This window comes from Rathayibacter sp. AY1H3, assembly GCF_002932015.1.
In genome coordinates, this window is record NZ_PSUU01000042.1 from 1 (window position 1) to 16969 (window position 16969).

Consider the following 16969-nt stretch of genomic DNA (forward strand, 5'->3'; position numbering starts at 1 on the left):
GGGCGGGGGGTCTCGAGGGGCGGGCTGCGCCCGCTGCTCGATCAGCAGGAGGGCGCCGCTCAGGCCTCGACCCAGGTCCAGGTGCCGGCCGGGCCGTCGACCGAGACGTCGCCGCCGGAGCGCGTCACGGTGAAGACCGTCTCCTCCCCCGTGTCGTGAGCGACGACCCGGACCGGCGTCGCTCCGTCCGGCCCCGGGAAGACCCGCAGCTCGAGCCCGTCGAGGTAGTCGTACTCGGCCGAGTCCTGGCGGGCCCCCACCGGGATCACCGCGCCCTCGCGCACGTACAGCGGCAGCGAGTCGAAGCCGTGGACCTCACGTCGCCACTCCCCCGTCGAGACGATCCGCTCGCCCGTCCACCAGCTCGTCCACGTCCCGCGCGGGAGGTAGAACTCGACCGTGCCGTCCTCGGTGAACACCGGAGCGACGAGCAGGTCGTGCCCGAGCAGGTACTGCGTGTCGAGGTGGGCGGCGCTGCGGTCGTCCTCGAACTCGAGCGCCATCGGGCGCATGATCGGGACGCCGGTGCTCGCCGCCTCCGCCCCCGCCGCGAAGAGGTAGGGCATCAGCGAGAGCTTCAGCCGGGTGAAGAGCCGGGTGACCTCCACGGCCTCCTCGTCGAACGCCCACGGCACGCGCACCGAGGAGGATCCGTGCAGCCTCGAGTGCGAGGAGAGCAGGCCGAACGCGAGCCAGCGCTTGAACACTCCGGGATCGGGCGTGCCCTCGAAGCCGCCGATGTCGTGCGCCCAGAAGCCGAACCCGCCCAGCGCGAGCGAGAGGCCTCCGCGCAGGGTCTCGGCCATCGACACGTAGGAGGAGGTGTTGTCCCCGCCCCAGTGCACCGGCAGCGACTGCCCGCCGACCGTGGCGCTGCGGGCGAAGAGGACCGCGCGGCCCTCGCCGAGCTCCTGCTCGAGCACCTCGTGCACCGCGCGGTTGTAGAGCTGGGTGTACCAGTTGTGCATGGCCTCGGGGTCGGTCCCGTCGGCCCAGACGACGCCCTCCGACGGGATCCGCTCGCCGAAATCGGTCTTGAAGGAGTCGACGCCCTGGCGCACGAGGACGCGGAGCTTCTCCTGGAACCAGGAGGTCGCCTCCGGATTCGTGAAGTCGATCAGCGCCATGCCGGCGACCCACATGTCCCACTGCCAGACGTCGCCGGAGGCCGTTCTGAGCAGGTAGCCCTTCTCACGCCCCTCGGCGAACAGCGGCGACGCCTGCGCGATGTACGGATTGATCCAGACGCAGGTGTGCAGCCCGCGCTCGTGCAGGCGGGCGAGGATCCCCTCCGGGTCCGGGAAGGTGCGCGGGTCCCACTCGAGGTCGGTCCACTGGAACTCGCGCATCCAGAAGCAGTCGAAGTGGAACGCCGACAGCGGCAGCTCCCGCTCCGCGAAGCCGTCGATGAAGGAGTTCACCGTCTCCTCGTCGTAGCTCGTGGTGAAGCTGGTCGTCAGCCAGAGCCCGTAGCTCCAGGCGGGCACGACGGAGGGGCGGCCCGCGAGACCGGTGTAGCGCCGCAGCACGTCCTTCTTCGTCGGGCCCTGGATCACCAGGTACTCCAGCGCCTCGCCGCCGACCGAGAACTGCACGCGCTCGACCGCCTCGGAGCCGATCTCGAACGACACGAGGCCGGGATCGTTCACGAGCACGCCGTAGCCGCGGCTGGAGAGGTAGAACGGGACGTTCTTGTAGGCCTGCTCCGAGGAGGTGCCGCCGTCGGCGTTCCACACATCCACGGTCTGGCCGTTCTTCACGAAGGGGCCGAAGCGCTCGCCGAGCCCGTAGACCAGCTCGCCGACGCCGAGGTCGAGCTGCTCGTGCAGGTAGGCGGCTCCGTCCGGTCCGGTCAGGTAGCCCTGCGCCTTGTGCCCGGACCCGGTGAGGCGCGTGCCGGTCGAGGTGTCCCAGAACTCCAGCGACCAGGGAGCGCCCTGCCTGATCCGGACCTCGAGGTCGCCGGTGCGCAGCACGCCGCCGGACTCCGTCACCTCCGCCGCTCCGACGTCGCCCTCGGCCAGCTCGAAGCCCGGGCGCACCGCCGTGCCGCGCCAGTGCTCGATCCGCACCCGCGCGACCCCCTCGGCCGGCGAGGACACCGTGATCGTGAGCGCCGGCCGGTTGAGGACGTCGCCGCGGCCCTGGATGACCCGGGTCGGGGCGATCACCTCGAGTGAGGTGCCGTCGGTGCGGATGTCGTACGCCTCCTGCGCGAACAGGGGCGTGAATCCGGCCCGCGTCTGCCAGAACCCGTCGGTGAACTTCATGGGGGTGCCTTTCGATGGCGCGCCGGAGGATCCCGTGAGGGAGGCGCCGACGGAGGGAGAGAGGGCTACTTGACCGCGCCGGCGGTGATGCCGCGGGTGAGGGTGCGCTGGAAGATCAGGAAGAAGATCAGCGTCGGGAGAAGGCCCAGGAGGGCGCTCGCGCTGGTCGTGGTGACGTCCATGATCTTGTCGCCCTGGAGGCTCGAGATCGCGATCGGGACGGTCTGCGTCGCGTCGCTCACCAGGAAGACCAGCGGGATGAGGAACTCGTTCCAGGTCCAGATGAAGAAGAAGATCATCAGCACCGAGAGGGTGGGCCGCGAGATCGGGACGATCACCCGGGTGAGGACCTGCCACTTCGAGGCGCCGTCGAGAGCCGCGGCCTCGAGGATTTCCTTCGGGAAGGTGCCGTAGACGCTCGAGAGCAGATAGGTGCCGAACGCCGACTGGATGACGGTGAAGATGACGATGACCGACAGCTGGGTGTCGTAGATCCCGACCGCTTTGAACATGTAGTACAGCGGGTAGAGCAGGGCCTCCTGCGGGAGCATGTTCGCCAGCAGGAACAGGACGATGATCCAGCTCCGGCCGCGGACCCGGCCGATGCCGATCGCGTAGGCGTTTAGCACCGAGAGGGCGACGGCGAGGATCGCGACCGACCCCGAGATGAGGATCGAGTTGCCGAGCTTCTCGGGGAAGTCGACGCGGCTCCAGAAGGTCGAGAGGCCGTCGAAGGAGAGGCCGGTCGGGAAGGCGAGCGGGCCGTTCGCCGAGTACTCCGCGGGGGTCTTGAAGGAGTTGAGCAGGATCAGCAGCACCGGGCTGATGATCACGAGCCCGATCACCACGGCGACGGCGAGGATCACCCAGTCGCCGAGGGTGCGCTTCGTCGTGCCCTTCGCGGGCTTGGCGGGACGGGAGGACGAGAGGTCCGCGTCCTCCGTGCCGGCCTGGGTGAGGGGCAGGGTCTCGATGGCCGACATCAGCGGGCTCCTTCGCTGCGCTCGACGCGCTCCTGGGCGCGGATGAACAGCACGGCGAGGATCACGATGACGATCGTGAGCGCGGTCGCGATGGTGGCGCCGTAGCCCACCTGCTGCTTCTGGAAGAACTCGGTGTACGAGTAGTAGGAGGGGACGATCGTGGAGTCGCCGGGGCCGCCGCGGGTCAGGGCGTAGATCGGGCCGAAGACCTTCAGCGCGGCGATGGTGCAGGTGAGGGTGACCACGAAGATCTCGGGCCGGATGATCGAGACCGTGATCCAGCGGAAGCGCTGGAACCAGTTCGCCCCGTCGAGCTCCGCCGCCTCGTAGAGCTCGGGGTCCACGCGCTGCAGCGCCGCCATGAAGATGACGACCGGGTAGCCCAGCTGCACCCAGATCATCACGACCATGATCGAGAGCATCGCGGTGTCCGGCTTGCCGAGCCAGTCGTGCGAGAGGGAGCCGAGCCCGACGGCCTCGAGGATCGAGTTCAGCGCGCCGTTGTCGGGCCGGAGGATCCAGCCGATGACGATCGCGGCGATGACGGTCGGCAGGATCTGCGGGAGGTAGTAGGTGGCGCGGAGGAAGCTCGCCAGGCGCCCGCCGAACTTCTTGCCGACGAGATCGAAGAGGATCGCCGCGAGCAGGAGCCCGAGGATCGTGGGGACGATCACCATCGCGATGATCATGTAGACCGAGTTGAGGAACGAGGTCCAGAACTGGTCGTCGCCCATCAGCTCGATCCAGTTGTCGAGGCCGATGAAGATCGGCGGCTTGATGCCGCGCCAGGACGTGAAGCTGATGTAGACGTTCCAGATCAGCGGGATCAGCACGATGAACGTGAAGAGCACGAACCCGGGGATCAGGTAGAGCCAGTAGCCGCCGGAGCGCTTCTCGCGGGGCGGCGTCGTGGGAGTCGGCGCGCTCTCCGCGCGACGAGGTGCTGTCGTCGTCATGGGTACTCCTAGGTCGGACGGGGTAGTTGGGTGCTGCCGCGGGATGCCGCTCCGGTACGGAGGCGACGGCGTGTCGCGTACCGGAGCGGCATACCGCGGTGGGGTGGAGGCTCGGCGGTGTTCGTGCGACCCCCTCGAGGGGTCGCCGTCACGTCCTCAGGTCTTCCGCTGCCGTTCCGCGCCTGCAGGCGCGGGGCCGGCCGCCGTGGCCGACATCACGTGACGCTTCCGCGTCACGTGATGTCGGCGACTCCGTCGTCGTACTTGGCCTGGAGGTCGGAGAGCATGGCGGACTCGTCGGAGGAGCCGTTGATGAGCTCCTGCGTGGCGGCGACCAGGTCGTCGTAGAAGGTCGCGGTGGGCCAGTCGGGGTAGAAGGAGAGCTGGTCGCCGTCGACGACCGTCTTCCACTGCGAGAGCAGCGCCTTGCTCTTCTCGTCGGTGATGGCGCTCTCGTCGACGACCAGCGGGATGCCTCCGTTGTTGCCGATGAGGTTCTGGATCTCGGGTCGCATCGTGATGTCGATCCACTTGTAGGCGAGGTCCTTGTTCTTCGCCGTCTCCGGGATCACCCAGTGGTTGCCGGCGGAGCCCATCGTGAACTCGGCGCCCGGGAAGAGGAACGTGTCCCACTCGAATCCGGTGATCTCGGTCTTGAAGCGGCCGAACCACCAGGAGCCCGAGAAGAAGATCGGGTACTCGCCCGAGATGAAGGCCGTGCCCGCGTCCTCCGCCTTCAGCCCGGAGGCGTCGGCCGAGAAGTAGCCCTTGTCGACGTAGGTCTTCAGCTGGTCGGCCGCGTAGCTCCAGGCCGCGTCCTCGAAGTCGACCTCGCCCGTGTAGGTCTGGTAGTCGGTGATCCAGGAGCGGTCGGCCTTCAGCAGCGCGAGCTGGTAGAAGAGCTGCTGCAGCGGGTACTCGGCGCCGGCCTCGGCCAGCGGGGTGATCCCCTTGGCCACGAAGGCGTCGAGGACGGCCGTGAACTCCTCGTAGGTGGTGGGGACCTCGAGGCCGTTCGCGGCGAAGGCGTCCTTGTTGTAGTAGACGAAGGTGAACTCGCCGTAGTTGGGGATGCCGTACCAGGAGCCGGAGCCCATGATCCCGTTCTCGTCGTACTTCGCGGTGGTCTGCAGCGCGCCGGGGATCAGCGAGTCCCAGCCGTAGAACGCGACCGCCTCGTCGAGGTTGGTGAGCAGGCCCTGGCTCGAGAGGAGTCCGCTGGTCGCGTTGCCCTTGTTGTACTCGACGACGTCGGGTGCCGAGTTGGAGTTGAAGATCTGGCTGGCGCCGGTGCGCAGCTGCTCGAAGGCCTTGAACTCGTACGCGATCTCGGCCCCCGTCTCCTGGGTGAAGATGTCGCGGGCGGCGAGCCACGCGATGCCGCGGTCGCTGTCGGGCGTCTCGAAGTCCCAGAGGGTGAGGGTGCGGCCGGCGCCGTCGACCGTGGTCGAGAGCGCATCGGAGCCGGCGTCGGAGCCGCCACCGGAGCAGGCGGCCAGCGCGAACATCGCGCTGAGGCCGACTCCGCCGGCGAGGAGGTTGCGCCGGCTGAGACCGGCGGTCGGGCGGTGGAAGGCGGAGCGGGATCGGAGCGACATTGCGGTGGTTCTCCTTCGAACGGTGCGGTGGTGCTGCGGAGGTGGTGCAGGGAGCGCTCTCTCGCGGAGGCGCGGTGTCGAAGCGTTTCGACAGTGCGCAGAGCCGGAGCGGGCGGGAAGAGGGTGGAGGACTAGAGGGAGGCCGGCGCGAGAGTGCCGGACGGGACCGCCGGCACCGGAGCGCCGGTCGGAGCGACCGCGAGGGATCCGCGGTCGACGTAGGAGGGCGGGAGCAGCTCGACGCCGACGGTGCGGCCGGAGTCGATCTGCTGGAGGGTCCGCGCGACGGCCGCTCGGCACATCGCGTCGAACGGGAGGGGAAGACTGCTGGTGGGGACAGGGAGGGCGCCGCCGTCGTAGCTGGCGCAGGCCGCCAGGATCGACAGGTCACCGGGGACGGAGAGGCCGCGCTCGAGGACGCGCTCGATCGCCGCCTCCGCCACGGGCTCGTTGCAGTGCAGCACGAGCGCGGTGGGCGGGACGGGTGCGGCGAGGATCGCGTCGATCGCGGCCTGTGCGCTCGGGCGGCCGATGTGCGGGCGCTCGACCGCGATCTCGACTCCGAGCGCTGCGGCCTCGGCGCGGAACGCCTCGTCGAAGCGGCGGACGAAGCCGGCGTTGCGGTCGGTGTAGGACTGCGGGTGCTCGAGCAGGCCGAGCGAGCGGTGGCCCAGCTCAGCGAGCCGGCGGACGCTCTGGCGGGCGGCCTCGGCGAAGTCGAGGTCGACGCAGGCGAGATCGTGGGAGTCGGCGGGCACGCCGATGAAGGTGGCGGGGACCCCCGCCGCGCGGATCAGCTCGGCGCGGTCGTCGTCGTCGTCGACGCCCATCAGGACGATGCCGTCGACGAGCGAGGAGGAGGAGACGCGCCCGATGCCGCTCGAGGCCTCGTCGGTGACGAGCAGCAGGACGTCGTAGTCCGACTCCCGGGCGCGCTCGAGCACCTCGGTGACGAAGCGCATGTGGGTCGGCAGATGCAGCTCGCCGCGCATCGGGGCGGAGAGGGCGAGGATGTGGGTCCGCGCCCCGGCGAGCATCCGGGCTCCCGCGTGGGGCCGGTAGCCGAGCTGGCGCACCGCGTCGTCGACGCGCTGCCGGGTGGAGGCGGCGATCGAGCGCTTGCCGGAGAGGGCGTAGGAGACGGTGCTGATCGAGACTCCGGCAGCGCGGGCCACGTCGTGGATGGTCGCCATGGCTCCTCCTGCCGGACGTCGTCGTCGGTCGCGGTCGAGCTTCGAAGCGCTTCGACCGGTCGTGCTGGAGCGACTGTACGCACAGTCGAAGCGCTTGCGCAAGCGATCCTCGCGACGACCTCCCCGGGCGCCGGCCCGCTCCGCGAGCGGTTCCGCGGCACGAACGGGCGGCACCCGCGAGGGGCCGGAGGGCGACGCGCCGGGCCTTCCGCTCGTTGCGCCTCCCGACCCTCAGGGGATATGTTGGGCTCAACAACAATTCGGCGACGTCGCCGGAAAGGATTCGGATCCCATGTCCCTGACCCCCACCCGCGCCGACAAGTTCTCGTTCGGCCTCTGGACCATCGGCTACAACGGGACGGACCCGTTCGGCGGCCCGACCCGCGAGCCGCTCGACGTCGTCCACGCGGTCGAGAAGCTCGACGAGCTCGGCGCGTACGGCCTCACCTTCCACGACGACGACCTGTTCGCCTTCGGCTCCACCGACGCCGAGCGCCAGACCCAGATCGACCGCCTCAAGGGCGCGCTGGAGTCCACCGGCCTCGTCGTGCCGATGGTCACCACCAACCTCTTCAGCGCCCCGGTCTTCAAGGACGGCGGCTTCACCTCGAACGACCGCGACGTCCGCCGCTTCGCGCTGCGCAAGGTCCTCCGCAACATCGACCTCGCCGCCGAGCTGGGCGCGAAGACCTTCGTCATGTGGGGCGGCCGCGAGGGCGCCGAGTACGACTCCGCCAAGGACATCCGCGCCGCACTCGAGCGCTACCGCGAGGCCGTCAACCTGCTCGGCGACTACGTCACCGACAAGGGCTACGACATCCGCTTCGCCATCGAGCCCAAGCCGAACGAGCCCCGCGGCGACATCCTGCTGCCCACGCTCGGCCACGCGATCGCGTTCATCGACTCCCTCGAGCGCCCCGAGCTCGTCGGCGTGAACCCCGAGGTCGGCCACGAGCAGATGGCGGGCCTGAACTTCACCGCCGGCATCGCCCAGGCGCTGTACCACGGCAAGCTCTTCCACATCGACCTCAACGGCCAGCGCGGCATCAAGTACGACCAGGACCTGGTCTTCGGCCACGGCGACCTGCACAACGCGTTCTCGCTCGTCGACCTCCTCGAGAACGGCGGCCCCGGCGGCGTCCCGGCCTACGACGGCCCGCGCCACTTCGACTACAAGCCCTCGCGCACCGAGGACGAGACCGGAGTCTGGGACTCGGCCGCCGCGAACATGCGCACCTACCTGCTGCTCAAGGAGCGCGCCGCGGCCTTCCGCGCCGACCCCGAGGTGCAGGAGGCGCTGGCAGCCGCGAAGGTCGCCGAGCTCTCCACCCCGACGCTGAACGAGGGCGAGTCGTACGACGACCTGCTCGCGGACACCGCCTCGTACGAGTCGTTCGACGCCGACGCCTACCTCGGCGGCAAGGGCTTCGGCTTCGTGCGCCTGCAGCAGCTGGCCACCGAGCACCTGCTCGGCGCCCGCGGCTGACCCGCACCTCCTGAGCCCGCGGTCCGCCGCGGGACGACCTGAGACGGACGAGATCCCCTGCACCGGCACGGGATCTCGTCCGTTCTCCTGCATCCGGCCCGGTTCCGCACCGGACGCCCGAACCCGAACCCCCCAACGAAAGAGGACAGCGATGACGCTCGTCGCAGGGATCGACTCGTCGACCCAGAGCTGCAAGGTGGTCGTCCGCGACCTCGACACCGGCGCCGTGGTGCGCACCGGCCGAGCGAGCCACCCGGACGGCACCGAGGTCGATCCGGCCGCGTGGTGGGAGGCGCTGCAGCTCGCCCTCGCCGACGCCGGCGGGCTCGACGACGTCGCCGCGATCTCGGTCGGCGGCCAGCAGCACGGCATGGTCGTCCTCGACGAGAGCGGCGCCGTCATCCGCCCCGCTCTGCTCTGGAACGACACCCGCAGCGCGCCCGCCGCCGCCGCGCTCATCGAGGAGCTCGGAGCCGGGGCCTGGGCGGAGCGGACCGGATCGGTGCCGGTCGCCTCCTTCACCGCCACCAAGCTCCGCTGGCTGCGCGACGCCGAGCCCGAGAACGCCGCCCGTGTCGCCGCCGTCGCGCTCCCCCACGACTGGCTGACCTGGCGCCTGCTCGGCTACGGCCCCGACTCCGCCCGTGGTCCGCAGCTCGACGCGCTCACGACCGACCGGTCCGACGCGTCCGGCACCTCGTACTGGGGAGCGGACGGCTACGACCTCGACCTGCTCGAGCGCGCCCTCGGCCACCGCCCGCTGCTCCCCCGCGTGCTCGGCCCCTCGGAGGAGGCGGGCCGCACCGAGAGCGGACTCGTCGTCGGACCCGGCGCGGGCGACAACGCGGGCGCCGCGCTCGGCCTCGGTGCCGGCCCCGGCGACGTGGTCGTCAGCATCGGCACGAGCGGCACCGTCTTCGCCGTCACGGACGACCCGGTGCGCGACGCCTCCGGGACCGTCGCCGGCTTCGCCGATGCGAGCGGGCGCTTCCTGCCGCTGGTCGCGACGCTCAACGCCGCGCGCGTGCTGGCCTCGACCGCGACCCTGCTCGGCAGCGACTTCGACGAGTTCGCCGCACTGGCGCTCGAGGCGGAGCCGGGTGCCGACGGCCTCGTGCTGGTCCCCTACTTCGAGGGCGAGCGCACGCCGAACCTGCCGGACGCGACCGCGAGCCTGCACGGTATGACCATCGCCTCGACCACGCGCCCGAACCTCGCCCGCGCGGCGATCGAGGGCATGCTCTGCGGACTGGCCGACGGGCTCGACGCCGTTCGCGCGCAGGGAGTGGAGGCGCGGCGCATCCTCCTCATCGGCGGAGCCGCGCAGAACCGCGCCGTGCAGCTCGCTGCCTCGCAGGTGTTCGACGTGCCCGTGCAGGTGCCGACGCCCGGCGAGTACGTGGCCGACGGTGCCGCCGTGCAGGCCGCCTGGGCGCTGACAGGATCGCGTCCGACGTGGACCGTCACCTCGGTGGCCGAGCCCGCGCCGGACCACCGCCCCGTCATCCGCGAGCAGTACGCGGCCGCCCGCGCCTGAGAATCCGGCCCCGGCCCTCATCCAGGGCCGGGGCCGCTCCGCAAGCCCCAGTGGACGGGGAGCGGAATCGCGCTACTCTCATTACTCAGCCAGCTGACTAATGGAGGAGCGACATGACCGCCACACGAACCCCCGACCGCGCCGACCGGATCCGCCAGGTCGTCGTCGCCGTGAGCGCGGTGCTCGCCCTCATCGGCTCGTTCATCGGCTCGGGCGCCGCGGGCGGCACGCAGATCCAGAACGCGGCCGGCGGCGCCCTGACCGCGTCCTCGACCCCCATCGCTCCCGACGGCCCCGCCTTCGCGATCTGGAGCGTCATCTACACCGGCCTCATCGCCTACGCGATCTGGCAGTTCCTGCCCTCGCAGACAGCCCGCACCCGCCACCGCCGGCTGGGCTACTGGGCCGCCGCGAGCCTCCTCCTGAACGCCGCGTGGATCCTGGTCGTCCAGGCCGGCTTCCTGACGCTCAGCGTCGTCGTGATCGCCCTGCTGCTCGCCGTGCTCGCGCGCATCTTCGTGATCCTGCGGACCACCCGGTCGGCCGGAGTGGTCGACGCGATCGTGACGGACGGCACCTTCGGGCTCTACCTCGGCTGGGTGTGCGTGGCCACGGCCGCGAACGTCACCGCCGGGCTCGTCGGCGCGGGAGTCGGCAGCGCGGACGGTCCGGGCGCCGCGGTCTGGGCGGTCGTCGTCCTCGCCGTCGCCGCGCTCGTCGGACTCCTGATCGCCGTCACCGGCCGCGGCCGCATCGCCCCGATGCTCTCGCTCGTCTGGGGACTCTCCTGGGTCGCCGTCGGCCGCTTCGCCGGCGAGCTCGTCTCGGTCCCCGCCGGGATCGCCGCGCTGGTCGCCGCCGCCGTGGTGCTGGTGGTCACCCTCCTCGTCCGCGCCACCGCGGGACGCCGGGTCAGCGCCGCCTGACCCCTGCGCGACGAAGGCCGAGAGGCCGGGACAGCCCTGGTCCGGGGCCGCCCGGCCTCTCGGCCTTCGTCGTGGTGGCGGATCAGGTGATCAGCGAGTCGACGTACTCCCGGTTCTCGTCCATCCACGCGGCGAGGGCGGCGGACCGGTCGTCGGCCCCGTCGTTGAACAGTGCGTTCTCGAGCGAGTAGAGCGTCTTCGAGTCCATCCGGAAGTCGCGGATCCAGCGGCTCATCGTCGGGTAGTCCGCGTCGAACGCGGCCGAGCCGAAGGAGTGGATCCCCTCCGCCTGCCCGAGCAGGCCCTTCGGGTCCTCGAGGTCCTTGACCGGGAAGGCGTCGTAGGCCCAGTGCGGGCGCCAGAGCGTGACGGCGATGTTCTCGCCCGCGGCGGTCGCGCTCGAGAGCTCCTGGAGCATGGCCGGCGTCGACGAGGTGAGGTAGTCCATCCCCTCCAGGCCGTAGCCGGGGATGACGTCCTCGGTCGTCGTCTTGTTGAGACCGGAGCCGGGCTCGATGCCGATCAGGCGGTTCCCGACGACGCCCGGGTCGGCGGCGAGCTCCTCGAGGGAGTCGATCGGAGCGTCCTCGTTGACCGCGATGGTCAGCTTCGCCTCGTCGTTCCATGCGCCCAGGTCGACGATCGAGTCGCCGTACTGCTCGACGTACCGGGCGTGGGTGAGCGGCAGCCAGGTGTCGAGGGCGAGGTCGTAGTCGCCGGTCGAGAGGCCCTGGAAGCCGGGGGCGACGTCGGCGTTCTGCAGGGTCACGTCGTAGCCCTGCTCCTCGAGCACCGCCTCCCACAGAGCGGAGACGGCGATCCCCTCGTCCCAGCCCTGGAACACGGCGACGGTCACGTCGGTGCGGTCGCCGTTGTCGACGGAGGCGGCGGTGGCGGGAGCGGCGAGGGTCGCGGCCCCGAGGGACGCGACCAGGCCGATCGAGACGACGCCGACGGCCGAGCGGGTCGCCACGACGGCGCGGCGGTTCTTCGCCCGGGCGACTCTCGCCGGCGAGGGCGAGCCCAGCGCGCCGGTCATCCGGTCGAGGACGACCGCGAGGATCACGACGGAGATGCCCGCCTCGAAGCCGAGCGCGACATCGATCCGGTTGAGGCTCGCGACGACGTCGCCGCCCAGCCCTCCGGCGCCGACCATGCCCGCGATTACGACCATCGAGAGCGAGAGCATGATGACCTGGTTGAGGCCCGCCAGGATCGAGGGCAGCGCCAGCGGCAGCTGGATCTGGCGGAGGATCCGCCACTTCGAGGAGCCGAACGACTCCCCCGCCTCGACGAGCTCCGGGTCGACGCCGCGGATGCCCAGCTCGGTGAGCCGGACGCCCGGCGCCATCGCGAACACGATGGTCGCGACGATGCCGGGCACCACTCCGACCCGGAACAGGATCAGCGCGGGGATCAGGTAGACGAAGGCCGGCATCGTCTGCATCAGGTCGAGCACGGGCCGGATGACCGCGGAGGCCGTGCGGTTGCGCGCGGCGAGCACGCCCAGCGGCACGCTCAGCGCGATGGCGATCACGGAGGCGACGAGCACCAGCGCGAGGGAGTCCATCGCGTTCTCCCACTGGTCGACCCCCACGATCAGCAGGAGCCCCACGGCGGTGCCGGCCGCGAAGACCCAGCCGCGGACGGCGTAGGCCAGTACGGCGAGGAAGGCGACGATCACCCAGAAGGGCGGTGTCGCGAGGACGAGGTCGACGCCGGAGTAGAGGGCGCCGAAGACGGTGCGCAGCAGGTCGAAGACCGGCTGGAAGGTCTGCGTGAGGACGTCGACGGCACCCTCGGCGAGGGCGCCGAGCGGGAGGCGGAATCCGAGATCGGTCATCGTGCACCTCCGTCCGCCGCGAGGACGGCGTCGTCGACGGGGCCTCCGGTCGCGTGCAGGGTCGCGGTGACGACCTCGGTCGAGACGGTGGCGGGCGGCTCGATCCCCGGGTGCTCGCCGGTGCGGGCGGGCACGTTGCCGAGCGCCGCGAGCAGGGTCACCCGCGGGATAGCTCCGAGCAGACGCCCGTCGGCGTCGACCACGGCGACCGGCAGCGCCGACTCGACGGCGGGCTCGATGACCTCGCTGAGGGCGGTGTCCGGACCGACGGTGACGACGTCGGAGGTGAGGACCGCCGAGAGGTCGCCGGTGCTCCGGCGCACCTGCTCGATCACGTCGCGGTCGCGGACCGTGCCCAGCAGGCGGCGTCCGCCGCCGACCACGAACGCGGCCGAGGTCTGCAGGTCGCGCATGCTCCTCAGCGCGGCGCGGGGACCGGCCGCGAGGGTGACCACGGAGCGGGCGGGCTCCATCACGGCGGAGGCGGTGAGCACGCGGGCGCGGTCGACGTCCTGCACGAACTGGGCGACGTAGTCGTTCGCCGGATCGGTGAGGATCTCCTCCGGGGTGCCGATCTGGACGATGCGGCCGTCGCGCATCACCGCGATGCGGTCGCCGAGGAACATGGCCTCGTTGAGGTCGTGCGTGATGAAGACGATGGTCTTGCCGAGCTCGTGCTGCAGCTCGATCAGCTGCTCCTGCATCTCGCGGCGGATCAGCGGGTCGAGTGCCGAGAACGCCTCGTCCATCAGCACGATGTCGGTGTCGGCGGCGAGCGCCCGGGCGAGGCCGACGCGCTGGCGCATGCCGCCGGAGAGCTCGTCGGGCATCTTCTCGTGCCAGCCGGCGAGACCGGCGCGCTCGACCGCGAGCAGGGCCCGCTCGCGGCGCTCGGCCGCGGGGACGCCCTGGATCTCGAGCGGGTACGCGACGTTGTCGAGCACGGTGCGGTGCGGGAGGAGCGCGAAGTGCTGGAACACCATCGACACCGACGAGCGGCGCACGCGGCGCAGCTCCGCCTCGGAGACGCCGGTGATGGTGGAGCCCTCGATCAGGACCTCGCCCGCGGAGGGCTCCTGGAGCCCGTTCAGCATGCGGATGAGGGTGGACTTCCCGGAGCCGGAGAGGCCCATCACGACGAAGATCTCGCCGCGGCGCACGGTGAAGGACGCGTCGATCACCGCGGCCGTGCCGAGTCCGGCGAGCTCGCCGCGGTCGGCGCCCTCGCCCAGTCGGCGGACGACCTCGTCGGGCTTCCGGCCGAACACCTTGAAGAGGTGGCGGGCCTCGAGAGCGGGGGTCGCGGGATCGGCGCCCGCCTCGCTCCGGGGCTCGCTGATGATCTGCTGGTTCTGGTGCACGTACACTCCGTCGGCGCGCAGGGACGACGCCCTGCGCTCATCTCGTGGTGCCGGGTCGGGAGCGTGGGACAGCCGTGCGTCGAGCCTCCGCGTGCGTCCCGCCGCTCAGCGCGGCAGGGGGTGGAGGCGAGAGCGTCCGAGGCGGCCTCGGGGCCGCCTCCACTCCCGTTGACCGTACGATCGCGGCGCGTCCTGGGGGACGCCGTGCGAGCGCGGACCGGTTCATCGGGGCCCGTGAGGACCGCCGACCACGGTAGCCGCGGAGCCGCCGAGGGGCAAACGTCGGACAATTGCGGGGGCGGGTCCAGGGGTGGTGATGAACCGATCGGCGCGAGCGAATGTGCTGGTCGGAGCTGGTTTCCGGAGTGTTGCGCGATCGTTACCGTGATGGCGCGGCCGGCGGCGCTCGTTCCGGCCGGTCTCCATCCGCCGCCGCGCGGCTGCTCGACCGGCGAGGAGGCCCTGTCGCTCAGACGGTGGTCTCGCCCGCCGGGCCCGAGGGGGCCGCCGCGCCGACTCCGCTGACGGGCTCGCCCTGCCAGGACACGAGCGTCCACGCGTCGCCCGAGCCCTCGAGGACGACGACGCCGGTGTTGTCGAGCAGGTGGTCGGCGATGAAGCGCGCATCGAGGTCGAGGGAGCGCAGACCCGCCCAGCAGCGGATAGCCGCGCCGTGACTGACCAGCGCGACGACCTCGTGCCCGAGCGCCTCCGCCTCCGCCACCACCGCGTCGTAGCGCGCCGCGAACTCGTCGCCCGTCTCGCCGCCCGCGAGCCGGATCGACGTCTCGCCGCCGGCCCAGCGGAAGACCGTGCCCATGTACTCCTCGACCGCCGCCTCGTCGCCGCGCATCTCGAGCCCCGCGGCCGCGACCTCGCGGATGCCGTCGCGCTCGATCGGCTCGAGCCCGAGCGCCGCGGCGAGAGGGGCGGCCGTCTCGTGGGTGCGGACCATCGTCGAGACGAGCAGCGCGCCGATCCCCTCGCCGGCGAGCCGACCGGGCAGTGCCGCGGCCTGGGTGCGGCCGAGGTCGGTGAGCCCGGGTCCGGGGATGCGGGTGTCGAGGAGCCCGGCGACGTTGGAGGGGGTCTGGCCGTGGCGGATCAGGAGGAGGCGCATCCGCCCACGCTAACCGCGGAGGCTGGGCTTCCGGGGCGCGCGGTCGCGCTCGCTCCCGCCGTTGTGCGGCGAGTGCGGCGCTGTCACGATGTGCGGGGACGCTCCCGGACCGGGAGCCGCAGACGGACGGGACGGGCGGACATGGCTTCCGAAGACGGTTTCTCGAAGGACGAGCGCGCGGCGATGAAGCAGCGCGCGGCCGAGCTGCGCGCGGAGGCGAAGCGGCAGAAGAGCGCCGACAAGGCCGACGCCGACCGCAGGGACGCGGAGGCCGCGATCGCCGCGATGACCGACGAGGAGCGGCCGATCGCCCAGATGCTGCACGACGTCGTCGGCGAGACCGCTCCCGACCTCCTCCCGAAGACCTGGTACGGCTTCCCCGCCTACGCGCGCTCCGACGGCAAGGCGATCGTCTTCTTCCAGCCCGGCGCGAAGTTCGGCACGCGCTACTCGACCCTCGGCTTCCAGGACGGCGCGCAGCTCGACGACGGCACGATCTGGCCGACCGCCTACGCGCTCGTCTCTGCCGACGCCGAGACGCGCGCCGCCGTCACCGAGCTGGTCCGCCGCGCGGCCGGGGCCTGATCCCGTGGCGCACGTCTACGACGAGATCGACGAGAGCCTCTCCTCCTGGATCCACGAGCAGCCGATGTGGTTCGTCGCCACCGCGCCCCTCGCCGCGGACGGGCACGTCAACATGTCGCCGCGCGGCCACGACTCGTTCTCGATCCTCGGCCCGCGGCGGGTCGGCTGGGTCGACTACACGGGCAGCGGAGTCGAGACGATCGCGCACCTGCGCGAGAACGGGCGCGTGTGCTTGATGTTCGCGTCGTTCGGATCGCGTCCGCGCATCGTCCGCCTGCACGGCACCGGCTCCGTGCACCTGCCCGGTTCGGAGGCATTCACCGAGGTCGCGGAGCAGCACCCCGAGCACCCGAGCACCCGCGCGGTCGTCACCGTCGAGCTCACCCGCATCAGCGACGCGTGCGGCTGGGGCGTGCCCGTGATGGAGCCGGTCGGCGAGCGCGACCTGCTCCTCCTCCAGGCCGAGAAGAAGGGCCCCGACGGCATGGCCGAGTACCGAGCCACGCGCAACGCGGTCAGCATCGACGGGCTGCCGGGCTACCCGCTGGACTGAGCGGCGGGACGCGGCCGCAGCGCGGCGCGCACGAGCACGCCGACCAGCTCGAGCAGGGTCTCAGTGACGACGGCGAGCGGGTTCGACCCGGTGGGGCGGGAGTCGACGGAGATCCGAGTCCTCGTCATTCGTCAAGTCCTCGACCGCTGACCGCCGCTCAGCACGACCAGACGTGCATCACGGTCCGTCTCCCGTTCGGGAACCCTGGGTCGATCGACGTGTTCGTCGTCGGTGCGGGTCTGAAGCGGGCGCTCCTCGCGGGGTCGATGACCGGCGGCCTCGTCGACGGGTACACCGCCGCCGTCTCAGGGAGATCGCACAGCGCGACGGGACCGGTTCGCGGAAGCACGCACGAGGACGCTTCGCACACGTCCCCAGGGGATGTACTCCTGGGACCAGTAGTCGGCCCGGATCCTCAGGAGGGGCCCCTCGACGGTGGAAGCCACCGAGATGGAGCGAGGGTCCCGGAGGGTTCCCGCGATGCGTGTCTGCGGGGTCCTTTCGAGCTCGCTCGACAACTGCTCGGGAGTGATTCGCGTCGGGAGGGACGACCGCGAG

At 71.4% G+C, this 16969-nt stretch carries 14 protein-coding genes; 5 read left to right on the plus strand and 9 right to left on the minus strand.

Annotated elements, in window-relative coordinates:
- Positions 1 to 59: 59 nt before the first annotated feature.
- The 5 genes from yicI to C5C33_RS14650 form a co-directional block, all read right to left on the minus strand.
- The gene (gene yicI, locus C5C33_RS14630; RefSeq protein ID WP_104261475.1) at positions 60 to 2270 is read right to left on the minus strand and encodes an alpha-xylosidase; all 2211 of its coding nucleotides are present in this window, start codon (positions 2268 to 2270) and stop codon (positions 60 to 62) included.
- Positions 2271 to 2335: 65 nt separating this feature from the next.
- The gene (locus C5C33_RS14635; RefSeq protein WP_104227354.1) at positions 2336 to 3253 is read right to left on the minus strand and encodes a carbohydrate ABC transporter permease; all 918 of its coding nucleotides are present in this window, start codon (positions 3251 to 3253) and stop codon (positions 2336 to 2338) included.
- Positions 3253 to 4209 carry a carbohydrate ABC transporter permease gene (locus C5C33_RS14640; RefSeq protein ID WP_104261476.1) on the minus strand — a complete coding sequence of 319 codons (957 nt, stop codon included), beginning with the start codon at positions 4207 to 4209 and terminating at the stop codon, positions 3253 to 3255. The genes C5C33_RS14635 and C5C33_RS14640 overlap by 1 nt, the downstream gene beginning before the upstream one ends.
- Positions 4210 to 4442: 233 nt before the next feature.
- Positions 4443 to 5807, minus strand: a complete 1365-nt coding sequence (locus tag C5C33_RS14645) for an ABC transporter substrate-binding protein (protein ID WP_258060612.1) — start codon at positions 5805 to 5807, stop codon at positions 4443 to 4445.
- 131 nt (positions 5808 to 5938) lie between these two features.
- Complete coding sequence (locus C5C33_RS14650) at positions 5939 to 7000, minus strand: LacI family DNA-binding transcriptional regulator (RefSeq protein WP_104261477.1); 1062 nt, start codon at positions 6998 to 7000, stop codon at positions 5939 to 5941.
- Between the two features lie 292 nt (positions 7001 to 7292).
- On the opposite strand from C5C33_RS14650, the gene xylA reads away from it, so the two are divergent.
- From xylA to C5C33_RS14665, 3 genes are all read left to right on the plus strand, one after another.
- On the plus strand, positions 7293 to 8486 hold the full coding sequence (gene xylA, locus C5C33_RS14655; protein WP_104227357.1) for a xylose isomerase: 1194 nt from the start codon (positions 7293 to 7295) through the stop codon (positions 8484 to 8486).
- Positions 8487 to 8637: 151 nt separating this feature from the next.
- On the plus strand, positions 8638 to 10023 hold the full coding sequence (gene xylB, locus C5C33_RS14660; protein ID WP_104227358.1) for a xylulokinase: 1386 nt from the start codon (positions 8638 to 8640) through the stop codon (positions 10021 to 10023).
- A 113-nt stretch (positions 10024 to 10136) separates the two neighbouring features.
- Entirely contained in the window at positions 10137 to 10949 is an 813-nt protein-coding gene (locus C5C33_RS14665) for a tryptophan-rich sensory protein (protein ID WP_104224878.1), read from the plus strand.
- Between the two features lie 82 nt (positions 10950 to 11031).
- Here the strand turns inward: C5C33_RS14665 and C5C33_RS19150 are convergent, their stop codons facing one another.
- The 3 genes from C5C33_RS19150 to C5C33_RS14680 all read right to left on the minus strand — a co-directional run bounded on the left by C5C33_RS19150 (position 11032) and on the right by C5C33_RS14680 (position 15273).
- Positions 11032 to 12792 carry an ABC transporter permease/substrate binding protein gene (locus C5C33_RS19150; RefSeq protein ID WP_104261478.1) on the minus strand — a complete coding sequence of 587 codons (1761 nt, stop codon included), beginning with the start codon at positions 12790 to 12792 and terminating at the stop codon, positions 11032 to 11034.
- The gene (locus tag C5C33_RS14675) at positions 12789 to 14153 is read right to left on the minus strand and encodes a glycine betaine/L-proline ABC transporter ATP-binding protein (protein ID WP_374953829.1); all 1365 of its coding nucleotides are present in this window, start codon (positions 14151 to 14153) and stop codon (positions 12789 to 12791) included. Before C5C33_RS14675 ends, C5C33_RS19150 begins: the two co-directional genes overlap by 4 nt.
- 469 nt (positions 14154 to 14622) lie before the next feature.
- Complete coding sequence (locus C5C33_RS14680) at positions 14623 to 15273, minus strand: histidine phosphatase family protein (protein WP_104261479.1); 651 nt, start codon at positions 15271 to 15273, stop codon at positions 14623 to 14625.
- 141 nt (positions 15274 to 15414) lie between these two features.
- On the opposite strand from C5C33_RS14680, the gene C5C33_RS14685 reads away from it, so the two are divergent.
- The gene (locus C5C33_RS14685; RefSeq protein ID WP_104227361.1) at positions 15415 to 15858 is read left to right on the plus strand and encodes a hypothetical protein; all 444 of its coding nucleotides are present in this window, start codon (positions 15415 to 15417) and stop codon (positions 15856 to 15858) included.
- Between the two features lie 4 nt (positions 15859 to 15862).
- A complete protein-coding gene (locus C5C33_RS14690) occupies positions 15863 to 16411 on the plus strand; it encodes a pyridoxamine 5'-phosphate oxidase family protein (protein WP_104234560.1) in 549 nt (182 codons plus the stop codon).
- Here C5C33_RS14690 and C5C33_RS18640 read toward each other — a convergent pair.
- Positions 16396 to 16539, minus strand: a complete 144-nt coding sequence (locus C5C33_RS18640; protein ID WP_181131600.1) for a hypothetical protein — start codon at positions 16537 to 16539, stop codon at positions 16396 to 16398. The two genes, C5C33_RS14690 and C5C33_RS18640, sit on opposite strands and share 16 nt — an antisense overlap.
- Positions 16540 to 16969: the final 430 nt, after the last annotated feature.

Excerpts from the sequence above, each read along its gene's own strand:
- C5C33_RS19150 (WP_104261478.1), bottom strand. The coding sequence starts at position 12,792 with ATGACCGATCTCGGATTCCGCCTCCCGCTCGGCGCCCTCGCCGAGGGT.
- yicI (WP_104261475.1), bottom strand. The coding sequence starts at position 2,270 with ATGAAGTTCACCGACGGGTTCTGGCAGACGCGGGCCGGATTCACGCCC.
- C5C33_RS14680 (WP_104261479.1), bottom strand. The coding sequence starts at position 15,273 with ATGCGCCTCCTCCTGATCCGCCACGGCCAGACCCCCTCCAACGTCGCC.
- C5C33_RS14650 (WP_104261477.1), bottom strand. The coding sequence starts at position 7,000 with ATGGCGACCATCCACGACGTGGCCCGCGCTGCCGGAGTCTCGATCAGC.
- xylB (WP_104227358.1), top strand. The coding sequence starts at position 8,638 with ATGACGCTCGTCGCAGGGATCGACTCGTCGACCCAGAGCTGCAAGGTG.
- C5C33_RS14665 (WP_104224878.1), top strand. The coding sequence starts at position 10,137 with ATGACCGCCACACGAACCCCCGACCGCGCCGACCGGATCCGCCAGGTC.
- C5C33_RS18640 (WP_181131600.1), bottom strand. The coding sequence starts at position 16,539 with ATGACGAGGACTCGGATCTCCGTCGACTCCCGCCCCACCGGGTCGAAC.
- C5C33_RS14645 (WP_258060612.1), bottom strand. The coding sequence starts at position 5,807 with ATGTCGCTCCGATCCCGCTCCGCCTTCCACCGCCCGACCGCCGGTCTC.
- C5C33_RS14635 (WP_104227354.1), bottom strand. The coding sequence starts at position 3,253 with ATGTCGGCCATCGAGACCCTGCCCCTCACCCAGGCCGGCACGGAGGAC.
- C5C33_RS14640 (WP_104261476.1), bottom strand. The coding sequence starts at position 4,209 with ATGACGACGACAGCACCTCGTCGCGCGGAGAGCGCGCCGACTCCCACG.
- xylA (WP_104227357.1), top strand. The coding sequence starts at position 7,293 with ATGTCCCTGACCCCCACCCGCGCCGACAAGTTCTCGTTCGGCCTCTGG.
- C5C33_RS14685 (WP_104227361.1), top strand. The coding sequence starts at position 15,415 with ATGGCTTCCGAAGACGGTTTCTCGAAGGACGAGCGCGCGGCGATGAAG.